The following is a 12,279-nucleotide window of genomic DNA, read 5'->3' as shown; positions in this document are numbered from 1 at the left end:
GCCGACATCACTATCTATAAGGAGCTTCACTTGAACAAAGCCGAACTAATCGCAGCGATTGCTGACGACGCGGAGATCTCTAAAGCCAAGGCTGAATTTGCATTGAATTCTGCAATTGAGCACATTATTAAAGCTGTTACTAAAGGCGATTCAGTACAACTGATCGGTTTTGGTACTTTTGCTTCAGGCAAGCGCGCAGCACGTATGGGCCGTAACCCAAAAACTGGTGAGCCCCTCAAAATCGCTGCTGCGAAAACTGTTAAGTTTTCTGCTGGCAAAGCGTTTAAAGACTCTGTTAACAAGCGTAAGAAGTAATTCTTCGTTGTTGATAAAAAAGCCCGGCATGCCGGGCTTTTTTATTGGGTCAAGCTGCACAATACACAGCCGACCCATCAAGAAATCGCTCATCAATTTTTGTATTAGCTTTGCACTAAGCGGCGGTGGCGATGAATGCTCATTAAGATGCCAGCACCAAATCCTAGGGTGACTAATGCGGTTCCTCCATAGCTAATGAACGGCAGGGGAACGCCAACGACAGGAAGTAAGCCGCTAACCATACCAATATTTACAAATGCATAAGTAAAGAAGATGAGTGTCACTGCTGCACCAAGAAGACGTGTAAATAAATTCGGTGCACTAGCTGATATGGTGAGGCCACGTTTGATGAGCGCGAAGAAGAGTGCAATTAACACTAAGTTACCAAGCAAGCCAAATTCTTCAGAAAAAACTGCAAAAACGAAGTCCGTATGTTTTTCAGGAATAAACTCCAAATGCGCTTGCGTACCTTGAAACCAGCCCTTGCCAAAAAAGCCGCCCGAGCCAATTGCAATCATGGACTGAATGGTATGAAAGCCCTTGCCAAGCGGATCGCTGCTGGGGTCTAAAAGGGTGCATATACGATGTTTTTGGTAGTTATGTACAAAAGGCCACGCAACATCATGGGCACAAATAGTGCTACCAAAAATAATAATTAAGAAAATTCCAATAACCCCAACCGCTACAAATGGCAGTATCCACTTCCAAGGCAAGCCAGCCAAAATAATGACGTAAAGACCAGCCGCGAAAACCAGTAATGCGGTTCCGAGATCGGGTTGACGTGCAATAAGAAAGACGGGGATCGCTAAAATAATGACTGCAACAGCATAATCCCATGCTTTTTGTATACCTTCTCGTTTTTGAAAGTACCACGCCAGCATGAGTGGCATCGCAATTTTCATAATTTCAGAGGGTTGAATAACAATTCCAATATTGAGCCAGCGGCGCGCACCTTTCTTGATGAGTCCGAAAACTGCTACTGCAATGAGTAATGCAACGCCAAAGCCGTAAATCCAAACAGCACTAATTTCTAGCCACTTTGGTGGAATGCGAGATACCAGCCACATTACTGCAAATGACAATGCAAGATTGCGAAGCTCATCGGCAATTTGGACGGGGGTATTTTGACTAGCAGATAAAAACGTAAAAAAGCCTACGCATGCCAAGCCAAGCAGAATCAAGCCTAGCTGGCGATCTAAACCAGCGAAAAAACCAAAGAAAAGTGATTGAATTTTTTTTATGGGGCTCTTTTCCATTCAGGAACCTCCTTAGGCCACTTTCCCTCAACGTAGTAATCCAATGCTTTGCGGGCAATGGGGGCGGCATATTGAGCGCCAAACCCTGCGTTCTCAACCACCATGGCGATCACTATGGTGGGCTTATCTGCTGGCGCAAACGCGATATAAAGCGCATGGTCGCGCAAGAACTCTGCAGTTGCGCCATGTTTGTAATCTTTTGAGTTCAAGCTGAATACTTGCGCTGTACCAGTTTTACCGCCAGCAACGTACCCAGCGCCTCTAAATGCTGCAGCAGAGGTGCCGGAAACGTTTACTTCAACCATGGCTTTTTTGATGATCTCAATGTTCTCAGGGTTCAAGTCAATCCGATAGCTTTCTTTTGGAGTCGTGAGCACTCGATTGCGCGTGAATGGGTCTTCGATAGCTTTTACTAAATGGGGTTTCATCACAACGCCATTGTTAGCTAAGTTCGCCATGGCATGAGCAAGTTGCAAGATAGTGAATGAGTTATATCCTTGACCAATACCAAGCGAAATCGTTTCTCCTTCGTACCATTTTTGTTGCTCTGGTTTTTTGAAAGTTGCTTTTTTCCAATCCGTAGAAGGAAGAACGCCTTTCGATTCGCCTTGTAAATCAATGCCAGTGATTTGACCAAAGCCGAAGGGTTTCATGAAGTCATGCATCATGTTTACACCCATATCGCGGGCAAGGGTGTAGTAGTAGGTATCGCAAGACTCAACAATTGACTTTTGCATATCTACTATTCCATGCCCACCTTTTTTGTCGTCACGGAAAGTGTGATTACCAAAGTCAAAATAACCAGGGTCTGATATGGTTTGTGATGGTGTACGTTTTTTATTTTCCAATGCCGCTAGAGCCATAAATGGCTTATAGGTTGAACCAGGCGGATAGATACCCTTGAGTGGGCGGTTATATAAAGGTTTTTGGGGCGAGTCGTTTAATTCTTTCCAGGTTACCGAATCAATGCCTTCGACAAAATCATTGGGATTAAAGTTCGGCTTGGAGACAAATGCTAATACGTCGCCAGTTTCTGGTTCAATTGCAACAAAGGCGCCTCGAAAGTTTCCATAAAGCTCTTCAACTAAATACTGCAGTTTGACATCAACTGACAGCACAATATTTTTTCCTGGAGATGAGGGAGAGCTAGAAAGCGTGCGAACCGGTTTGCCTCCAGCGGTAATTTCAACTTGATCATATCCAGGTACGCCACGCAATACGCTCTCATAGCTTTGCTCTAGACCAATTTTTCCTACATATTGAATGCCAGGTAAAAATGAAGTTTGTAAAGCGTCTAGATCATCTGCCCTAGAGTTCTCAATTTCAGTTTGCATGCGCTCTTTATCGCGTTGCGAAACTCGACCGATGTAACCAACTAAATGCGAGGCTAATTCATTGTATGGATATTCACGGAAATTTCTTGCTCTGATCTCTACGCCGGGAAAGCGGTAGCGATTAGCCATAAAGCGCGCTGTTTCAGCTTCATTGAGCATAGAGCGCAATGGAATTGTGCCCATATTGCGTGAATCTTCTAAAGAGCGCTTGAAATTGCGACGGTCTCTTGGGGAGATATCAATAATTTCGGAGAGTTCGTTGATCAGCTGGTCTACATTGCCCTTCACTTCTTCTGCATTGATATCGAGCGTTAATGCAGAATAATTTCGCCCAATCACAATGCCATTGCGATCAATAATTAATCCCCGATTAGCTGGTGCTGGCACCAGCGCAATGCGATTGCTTTCCGCAAGTAAGGAGTACTTTCCATGGCTAATTAGCTGTAGCCATACTAATCGTGTAACTAAAAGCAAAAAGCAGATGGTGACAAATAAGGTCGCAATGTGAATGCGTTCCTGAAAGGAATCTAGGTTGGGCTTTTTAAAAGAAACCATGTCGCTTCTTAAAGCGGGCGATTGTAATCAACGTCAATTGGGCGACGTTGTGGGGCCAATAAAATTCGAGTCGCAAATGGCCAAAGTGCTGCTTCTATTAAAGCTTGAATGGAGCCTGTTAGTGCCCACCAGTAAAGTTCACCACTAAGCATCCAGTGCGCCAATACAGGAAATAAGGAGACCAATAAAAATATAGGAATGAGATGTAGCGCTTGAGAGAGAACGGTCAAAGCAACAATGCGTCGATGCCAGGAGATTGCAATGTAAGCAACCAATGAATAACTAAACGCATGTAATCCCAAAAGATCGGAATTATGAACATCCATGATTAGGCCCAAAATAAATGCCCAAACAACATCAACATAGCGGTGTTGATGAATATTCCAAAAGACGATACACAGAATGAGCCAGTCTGGTGCCCAGCTGTAATTGCCGATCGGCAATAAATTCAGTAGTAGCGCGCAAAATAAGCTGAAGTAAATGAATGCCGGATTTACCGGGCGCAAGATATAGCCGCTTTGAAAGTCAATCATTGCATTCCTCTTGCGCGGGTTTGTCTACGACCAGGTGTGTTATTTTGAGTTCCAGTAGTCGGCTTGTTGTAGACAGGTGCTTTAGCGTCAAATTGTGGGTCGTATAAAAGAGCTAGAGCCTGACGATAACGATTGACCGCTGCAATAGGTTCGCAAAATACATTGGAAGAGTTTTTATCCGCATTGCGTTCTATTTTGCTGATGACAGCAACTGCAAACCCTGGGGGATAGACGCCATCAATGCCTGAAGTCAGCAAGATGTCGCCAACCTCTAGATCGCTAGCTACGGGAAGGTAGCGTAGTTCCAATGGGTTGCCTCGCCCAACGCCAAAAACAGCTGCTCTAAGCCCGTTACGAGCAACTTGTACAGGAACTGCAAAATCACGATCTTCCAACAGAGATACTTCCGCAGACCGCTCATAGAGTCGCACAACCTGACCAAGAATGCCCGCATCGTTGGCAATCGGATTGCCGAGTTTTAAGCCATCATTGCTGCCTCGGTTAATCACAATTCGTTGTGAAATTGGATTGGGCGGGTTGAACAGAATTTCAACGGATAAAGTTTTAAAAGGTACTTGGTTTTGCAGTGCCATCAACTCGCGCAAATTTTGATTCTCAATCATTAAAAATTCTGATTGATTAGCTAGCAGTGAGAGCTCTGCTAGACGGGTTTTCATTGCTTGATTTTCTTTTTCTAAGACAGAGCGCGTTGTGAAATATTCTGAGGTAATTTCAAACGCGTTGCGTGGCGCCATCATGACATACTCGAGTGGGCGCAAAATCCAATTCACATAATTGCGAATCGGATCAAGTGCTTTAAAGCGGAAATCAATCAGCATCAGAGCGATGCTGATTGATAGACAGACAATCAGTTTAAGTAAGGCCGGAATGCCCTGTCTGAAAAGTGGTGGGGCGCTATGTTGCAATTCCTAGATTGACGCGTGCGTCTTTTATTCTTGCGAGAACACGCCACCCAACTTATCCATACGCTCAAGTGCGATACCGCAACCACGAGCGACGCAAGTTAATGGATCTTCTGCTACGTGAATGGGCAAGCCGGTTTCTTCTAACAAGAGGCGATCTAGATCTCGTAACAAGGCACCACCACCTGTGAGCATCATGCCGCGTTCAGCGATGTCCGATGCTAGCTCTGGTGGAATTTGTTCTAAGGCGGCTTTAACTGCGGTCACAATTTGATTTAATGGATCAGTTAATGCTTCCAGAATTTCATTGCTGGTAACAGTGAAGCTACGCGGAATGCCTTCTGAAAGATTGCGACCCTTCACTTCCATTTCGCGAACTTCTGCGCCAGGGAAAGCAGAGCCAATTGTTTTCTTAATGAGCTCAGCAGTTTGCTCGCCAATCAACATTCCATAATTGCGACGGATGTAGTTAGTAATGGCTTCATCAAACTTATCGCCACCCACGCGAACTGATCCTTTGTAAACCATGCCGCCTAATGACATCATGCCAACTTCGGTTGTGCCGCCACCGATATCAACGACCATGGAGCCAGCCGCTTCTGATACAGGTAAGCCTGAACCAATTGCAGCAGCCATTGGTTCCTCAATCAGGAATACTTGTGAAGCACCTGCGCCTAATGCGGATTCACGAATAGCGCGACGCTCAACCTGAGTTGAGCCGCAAGGTACGCAAATGATGATGCGTGGACTTGGTTTTAGGAGTTTGCTCTCATGCACAAGCTTGATAAATTGCTTAAGCATTTGTTCGGTAATGGTGAAGTCGGCAATCACCCCATCTTTCATAGGGCGAATGGCTTCAATATTCCCTGGGACGCGGCCCAACATCGCTTTTGCCTCTTTGCCGACAGCTAGAATCGTTTTTTTGCCGTTTGGCCCGCCCTCTTGGCGGATTGCAACCACCGATGGCTCATCGAGGACAATTCCCCGCTCACGCATATAAATTAAGGTGTTAGCGGTACCAAGGTCGATGGCTAGGTCGTTGGAAAAGTAACTGCGGAAAAAACCAAACATGATGTAGTGGGAAAATAGAATGTGTTAATGAAAATATTTAGTAATGATACTCTAGCGCCCCATGAAACTTGATGATGTTCAGCGCATTGCGCACCTTTCCAGGCTTGAGTTAAGCCAAAAAGAAGCTGAGGCAGTTTTGCCTCAACTACAAGCAGTTTTTTCCCTGGTTGAAGAGATGCAGGCTGTTAATACCGAGGGTCTTGAACCGCTTGCCCACCCGATTTTATTTTTGCGTGAATTGGCTCAGCCACTGAGGGTCGATCAGGTGAGTGAGCACGACCAGCGTGCTGAAAACATGCAATCTGCGCCAGCCCAACAAGATGGCTACTTTTTAGTTCCGAAGGTGATTGAATGAGCTGGCACAACACTTCCGTTGCCTTAATGGCAAAAGCGCTGGCTGCAAAAGAGGTCTCCAGCAAAGAGTTAACACAGTACTTTTTAGATCGTATAGAGTCCGAAAAAAGGTGGAATGCATTTATTGATGTGAATGCTCACTTAAGTTTAGAGCAAGCAAATAAAGCAGACTCGCTCATATCAAATGGTAAATCTGGCAGGTTGACGGGCATCCCTATTGCGCACAAAGATGTCTTTGTAACCCGAGGGTGGAAGACCACCGCAGCTTCCAAAATCTTGGCTGGTTACCAAAGCCCTTTTGATGCCACTGTGGTTGCGAATTTGGGAATTCCGGATGCCAATAATCCAAATGGAGCCGGAATGGTTTGTTTGGGTAAAACCAATATGGATGAATTTGCAATGGGGTCATCGAATGAAAATTCTGCTTATGGCCCAGCATTGAACCCCTGGAATGCATCCTGCGTTGCTGGTGGGTCATCAGGAGGGTCTGCTGCTGCAGTTGCTGCGGGTTTGGCCCCTATTGCAACGGGCACAGATACTGGCGGGTCGATTCGTCAGCCGGCGGCATTTTGTGGCTTAACCGGCATTAAACCCACTTATGGGCGCGTTTCTCGCTATGGGATGATTGCCTACGCATCATCCTTAGACCAAGCCGGCCCCATGGGCAAGACGGCAGAGGACTGTGCACTTTTGCTAAGCGCAATGTCTTCACATGATCCGCGCGATTCCACTTCTTTGTCTGACTCTGGTGAAGATTATTCTTGCTACCTCAATCAAGCTTGGCAAGAAGGAAACGCAAATCCTGCAAAACCGTTAGAAGGTTTGAGAGTTGGCCTGCCAAGAGAATTTTTTGCCGATGGCTTAGCTGCCGATGTTGCAAAGTCTGTAAACGAGGCGGCGAAGCTTTTAGAAAACTTGGGCGCCAAATTAGTCGAAGTGAGATTGCCTAAAACTAAATTATCGATACCGGTGTATTACGTTTTGGCGCCAGCAGAAGCCTCTAGTAATTTAAGTCGCTTTGATGGTGTTCGTTATGGCCATCGTGCAAGTGAATACAAAGATCTTGGTGATATGTATCAAAAGTCTCGCACCGAAGGATTTGGTGCAGAAGTAAGACGCCGCATCATGATTGGAACCTATGTTCTTTGTCATGGGTATTACGACGCATATTACTTACAGGCACAAAAAATTCGTCGGATTATTGCATCAGATTTTCAGGCGGCATTCAAAGAGTGCGATGTTATTTTGGGTCCTGTAGCGCCTGATGTGGCTTGGCGTTTGGGGGAAAAGTCAAAAGATCCTGTGCAAATGTACTTAGAGGATATTTACACGCTCTCTACCAATCTTGCAGGGTTGCCCGCGATGAGTGTTCCTTGCGGGTTTAATGCAAGCAACTTACCGATTGGTATGCAATTAATTGGTAATTATTTTTCTGAGGCGCGTCTGTTGCAAATTGCGCATCAATATCAGCAGGCCAGTGATTGGCATATGCGTCAAGCAAGCGAGGTGGCATGATGCAGTGGGAAGTCGTTATTGGTCTAGAAACACACGCGCAATTACAAACGCAATCAAAAATTTTCAGCGGTGCCAGTACTCGTTTTGGTGCTGAGCCAAATACACAAGCATGTGCTGTGGATTTAGCTTTGCCTGGCGTACTACCAGTTCTCAATCGAGAAGCTGTTGAGCATGCCATTCGTTTTGGCATGGCAGTGGGCGCAAAAATTTCACCAGCAAGCATTTTTGCTCGCAAGAACTATTTTTATCCCGATCTTCCAAAGGGCTATCAAATTAGTCAGTTTGAGATTCCCGTGGTGATTGGTGGAAAGATTGAAATCTTGGTGGGTGATGAAGTCAAGACCGTTGAACTCACTCGTGCCCACATGGAAGAGGATGCAGGCAAATCCGTTCATGAAGAGGGTTTCATTGGCCCGCATGGAGAGCCTTCAAGTGGCATTGACCTCAATCGCGCTGGCACCCCACTTTTGGAGATCGTAACTGAGCCAGTGATGCGTAGCGCTGCTGAAGCCGTTGCCTACGCGAAGGCTTTGCACGGCTTAGTGGTTTGGTTAGGTGTTTGCGACGGTAATATGCAAGAAGGATCTTTCCGTTGTGATGCCAACGTATCTGTGCGACCAAAAGGGCAGACGGAATTTGGCACGCGTTGCGAAATTAAAAACTTAAATTCCTTCCGCTTTTTAGAAGAAGCGATTCAGTATGAGGTGCGCCGTCAAATTGAACTGATTGAAGATGGTGGCACAGTAGTTCAAGAAACACGCCTATACGACCCTGTTCGCGGTGAAACTCGCAGCATGCGTAGTAAAGAAGATGCGAATGATTACCGTTATTTCCCAGATCCAGACTTGTTGCCGGTGGTCATTGATGATGCATGGATTGCTAGGGTGCGCAGTACGATGCCAGCATTGCCTGCAGATTTGCGTGCGCAGTGGCAGTCTGAGTATGGACTCAGTGCATATGACGCACAGTTGTTAAGTCAAGATCGCGATACTGCCAAAGTGTTTGAAGAGTTATTGGCGATTGTTGGTAAGCCATTAGCAAAAGCAGCGGCTAATTTAATTGCTGGAGAATTTGCTTCCTCAATTAATCGTGTAGGAATTGCGATCGCTGATGCGCCATTAAAAGCAGAGCATTTGGCGCCCCTGCTAACTCGAGTTGCTGATGGCACAATTTCGAACAAGATTGCAAAAGATATTTTTGCAACCCTTTGGGATGACGCGATTGCAGGCAAGTCAATGAGTACAGTCGATCAAATTATTGATGCCAAAGGGCTAAAGCAGATTAGCGATAGTGGCGCATTAGAAGCCATCATTGATCAGGTGCTTGCGGCTAATCAAAAATCCGTTGAAGAATTCCGATCCGGAAAAGAGAAAGCTTTCAATGCTTTGGTGGGTCAGATTATGAAAGCCTCACAGGGTAAAGCAAATCCTGGTCAGGTAAATGAATTGCTACGTAAAAAACTGAGCTAAGTAAGAAATTCAGGAAAGAGATACATGAGCGCGATAGATCCAAAACAGGCCGAGCAAGAAGAGTTGGTTGCCGAATGGTTGCGAGCAACCCCTGGTTTTTTTGAACGTTATGCCAATCTTTTTAATGAGATTCGAATCAAGCATCCCCACGAAGATCGAGCCATTTCTTTGCAAGAACGGCAGATGACTGTACTGCGTTCGCAGAACCAAGAGCTCAATCGTCGTTTAAGTGAGATGTTGCACTTCGGTAGTCGCAATGACAAAACTCAACAAAGCTTAGTGGCTTGGTTATTGCGCTTGATGAAGGCCAACAATAAAGCTGATGTTGAGGCTGCAATTACTACTGGTTTGGCCGAGGTCTTTGAGGTTGAAGCCGCGCAACTGTTATCACCCAATTCTGCATTCGGCCCATGGATCGATACACCCTTGTGTGGCTCTGCCAAGGAGCTGGCTGCGGCCAGCGTAGATTTGTTAGCCAGCCAAACGCAAGTAGATCCTGAATGGCAAAGCATGGTGGCTATTGGTCTACCGATTGGAAAAAGCATCGGCGCAAATCAGTCCCCAGCAGTTCTGCTGTTGGCTAGTAAAGACGAGACTCGATTTACTGCTGATATGGGCGCTTTCTACCTCAAGCAAATTGCAGAACTCACGGCAGCAGCTTTGGATCGTATCCAAGCTTATGAAATTAAAGCCGGCTGATCTTCATCCACTCATGCAAGAGTATTTGCATGAGCTTCATGTATTGCGTCAACTCTCCGCACATACGCTTAAAGCGTATGGGATGGATTTAAGTGATTTGCAAAGTTTTGCACAAGACGATTCAGTTGATTTACTAAAAGTAACTAATGCCCATGTGCGTCGATGGGCGGGCCGCTTACATTCAAAAGACAAATCGCCTCGAAGTATTGCGAGAGCTTTGTCTGCTTGGCGCGGTTGGTATGACTGGGTAACAGAAAAAAATACAAGCCGTGCTGCGCAGGCGGGTCAAGCCAGCAGTCAGTTAGCCGCCAATCCCGTTGACGATGTGAAGGCTCCAAAGCGTCTGAAGTCTTTGCCTAAAGCCCTGTCAGTCGAACAAGCGCTTGCGCTGGTGAATCAGGCTGTAAAAGAGGCGGAGGAGAAAAAAGACCTGGATTCGCTTCGTGACGCTGCGATGGTTGATTTGCTGTATTCCTCTGGTTTGCGTTTATCCGAGCTTCTGGGCATTGATGTCATGCAGAGTAAAGATCGTCAACATGAATCTGCAGGATGGTTAGATTGGGATGCGGCCGAAGTCACTGTTCTCGGTAAGGGTGGAAAAAGACGATCTGTGCCAGTCGGGGCGCCTGCAATGAAGTCTTTGCTGGCATGGCGGAGTATGCGGGATTCAGTAAAAAACTCAGCAGAATCGATAGCCTTATTTTTGTCAACAAATGGTAAGCGATTATCACCTCGTACAGTGCAGGCGCGTTTGCGGACGCTAGCGATTCGTGCGGGTTTGCCAACACACGTTCACCCGCATATGATGCGCCACAGCTTTGCGAGCCATGTTCTGCAATCGTCGCAGGATTTGCGTGCTGTTCAGGAGATGTTGGGGCATGCCAGTATTGCTAGCACCCAAATTTATACCTCCTTAGACTTTCAACATCTAGCCCAGGCATACGATAAAGCGCATCCACGCGCCAAGGCTGGCAAAGCTTGAAGAACTCGTTAAGATAGTAGGTTTCCCAGGATTGGGAAGGCAATATTTTTAGATTGGATCGCCATGGCTTTAATTCCAGTAACCATATTGACCGGCTTTTTAGGAAGCGGCAAAACTACTTTGTTAAAACACATCTTGACCGAAGATCACGGTAAAAAAATTGCAGTGATTGAGAATGAGTTTGGCGAAGAGAATATCGATAACGATATTTTGGTTCAGGACCACGAAGAGAATATTGTGCAAATGAGTAACGGCTGCATTTGCTGCACTATTCGCGGAGATTTGGTTGAGGCCTTAAATACTTTGTGGGAGCAGCGAAAAGATAAAAAAATCCATTTTGACCGGGTTGTTATAGAAACTACCGGAGTGGCAAACCCAGGGCCAGTAGCACAAACCTTTTTTATGGATGATGATGTTGCGGATCACTATGTACTCGATGCCGTGGTGACCCTGGTCGATGCTAAGCATGGTCAGCAGCAATTGACCGAGCATGAGGAGGCCCAGCGACAAGTGGGCTTTGCAGATCAAATTTTTATTACAAAAACAGATTTGGTTTCGGCGGCTGAAGTTGAGTCGCTTCGTAGCCGTTTAATGCACATGAATCCGAGGGCGCCCATCAGTGCAATCTCTAAAGGAGTGGTGCCATTAGATGCAGTGTTAGACCTCAAAGGCTTCAATCTAAATGCGAAGTTAGATATTGATCCTCATTTTTTAGAGCAGGACGATCACGATCATGCTCATTGTGGTCACGACCACTCCCATGATCATGATCACAGCACTTGCGGACATGATCATAGCCATGACCATCATCATGATCACGCGGGCCACACAGATCGCATTCAGTCCTTCGTTTTTCGTAGTGATAAACCCTTTGATCATAAAAAATTGGAAGATTTTCTCGGGGGCATTTTGGAGGTCTTTGGCGAGAAGATGCTGCGTTACAAGGGCGTGCTTTATGTCAAAGGAAGTGCCCGAAAAGTGGTTTTTCAGGGGGTTCATCAGATGATGGGGAGTGATTTGGCTGGTCCATGGGGGTCTGAGCCCAAGCAAACTCGTATGGTGTTCATAGGCATTGATCTGCCTAAGGACACCTTGATGGCTGGGCTCGAGGGGTGTTTGGTCTAGCCAGATTCGGGTACAATCCGCCGCCACGGCTAAGTTTGTAAAAGCGTTAAGAATATTACTGAGTCGTAGTAAAAGTTTGGCAGAATGAGGCAATAATGCTTCAAATCTAGGAAAGAATGAGATGACGGTAAAAACAGCAACAAAACCT

12 protein-coding genes are annotated in these 12,279 nt (G+C 46.0%); 7 read left to right on the top strand and 5 right to left on the bottom strand.

The window, feature by feature from the left end; translation table 11 throughout:
• The first annotated feature begins 30 nt into the window (after positions 1-30).
• Complete coding sequence (locus NHB34_RS09765; RefSeq protein WP_353427447.1) at positions 31-315, top strand: HU family DNA-binding protein; 285 nt, start codon at positions 31-33, stop codon at positions 313-315.
• A 104-nt stretch (positions 316-419) separates the two neighbouring features.
• On the opposite strand, the gene rodA is transcribed toward NHB34_RS09765, so the two are convergent.
• The 5 genes from rodA to NHB34_RS09740 are packed head-to-tail and all read right to left on the bottom strand — an operon-like array spanning position 420 to position 5,987.
• Positions 420-1,571: a rod shape-determining protein RodA gene (gene rodA, locus NHB34_RS09760; RefSeq protein ID WP_353427446.1), complete on the bottom strand. Its 1,152-nt coding sequence runs from the start codon at positions 1,569-1,571 to the stop codon at positions 420-422.
• A complete protein-coding gene (gene mrdA / locus NHB34_RS09755) occupies positions 1,553-3,460 on the bottom strand; it encodes a penicillin-binding protein 2 (RefSeq protein WP_353427445.1) in 1,908 nt (635 codons plus the stop codon). The genes rodA and mrdA overlap by 19 nt, the downstream gene beginning before the upstream one ends.
• An 8-nt stretch (positions 3,461-3,468) precedes the next feature.
• On the bottom strand, positions 3,469-3,993 hold the full coding sequence (gene mreD, locus NHB34_RS09750; RefSeq protein WP_353427444.1) for a rod shape-determining protein MreD: 525 nt from the start codon (positions 3,991-3,993) through the stop codon (positions 3,469-3,471).
• Positions 3,990-4,919: a rod shape-determining protein MreC gene (gene mreC / locus NHB34_RS09745; protein ID WP_353427443.1), complete on the bottom strand. Its 930-nt coding sequence runs from the start codon at positions 4,917-4,919 to the stop codon at positions 3,990-3,992. Before mreC ends, mreD begins: the two co-directional genes overlap by 4 nt.
• 24 nt (positions 4,920-4,943) lie before the next feature.
• Complete coding sequence (locus NHB34_RS09740; protein ID WP_173956587.1) at positions 4,944-5,987, bottom strand: rod shape-determining protein; 1,044 nt, start codon at positions 5,985-5,987, stop codon at positions 4,944-4,946.
• A 61-nt stretch (positions 5,988-6,048) separates the two neighbouring features.
• Here NHB34_RS09740 and gatC point away from each other — a divergent pair, with 61 nt between their 5' ends.
• The 6 genes from gatC (at position 6,049) to NHB34_RS09710 (ending at position 12,131) form a co-directional block, all read left to right on the top strand.
• Positions 6,049-6,342: an Asp-tRNA(Asn)/Glu-tRNA(Gln) amidotransferase subunit GatC gene (gene gatC / locus NHB34_RS09735; protein ID WP_353427442.1), complete on the top strand. Its 294-nt coding sequence runs from the start codon at positions 6,049-6,051 to the stop codon at positions 6,340-6,342.
• Positions 6,339-7,856 carry an Asp-tRNA(Asn)/Glu-tRNA(Gln) amidotransferase subunit GatA gene (gatA, locus tag NHB34_RS09730; RefSeq protein ID WP_353427441.1) on the top strand — a complete coding sequence of 506 codons (1,518 nt, stop codon included), beginning with the start codon at positions 6,339-6,341 and terminating at the stop codon, positions 7,854-7,856. The genes gatC and gatA overlap by 4 nt, the downstream gene beginning before the upstream one ends.
• Positions 7,856-9,325, top strand: coding sequence for an Asp-tRNA(Asn)/Glu-tRNA(Gln) amidotransferase subunit GatB (gene gatB, locus NHB34_RS09725; RefSeq protein ID WP_353428593.1), 1,470 nt, complete (start codon positions 7,856-7,858; stop codon positions 9,323-9,325). Before gatA ends, gatB begins: the two co-directional genes overlap by 1 nt.
• A 24-nt stretch (positions 9,326-9,349) precedes the next feature.
• Positions 9,350-10,024 (top strand): DUF484 family protein, encoded by a 675-nt coding sequence (locus tag NHB34_RS09720; RefSeq protein WP_353427440.1) that lies wholly within the window; start codon positions 9,350-9,352, stop codon positions 10,022-10,024.
• On the top strand, positions 10,005-11,006 hold the full coding sequence (locus tag NHB34_RS09715) for a tyrosine recombinase XerC (RefSeq protein WP_353427439.1): 1,002 nt from the start codon (positions 10,005-10,007) through the stop codon (positions 11,004-11,006). The genes NHB34_RS09720 and NHB34_RS09715 overlap by 20 nt, the downstream gene beginning before the upstream one ends.
• Before the next feature lie 63 nt (positions 11,007-11,069).
• Complete coding sequence (locus NHB34_RS09710) at positions 11,070-12,131, top strand: GTP-binding protein (protein ID WP_353427437.1); 1,062 nt, start codon at positions 11,070-11,072, stop codon at positions 12,129-12,131.
• The last annotated feature ends 148 nt before the right edge of the window (positions 12,132-12,279 follow it).

Origin of the sequence: Polynucleobacter sp. MWH-UH19D (genome assembly GCF_040409795.1) — a bacterium.
Taxonomy (GTDB): Bacteria; Pseudomonadota; Gammaproteobacteria; order Burkholderiales; family Burkholderiaceae; genus Polynucleobacter.
This window is presented reverse-complemented; position numbering and strand designations above follow the sequence as displayed.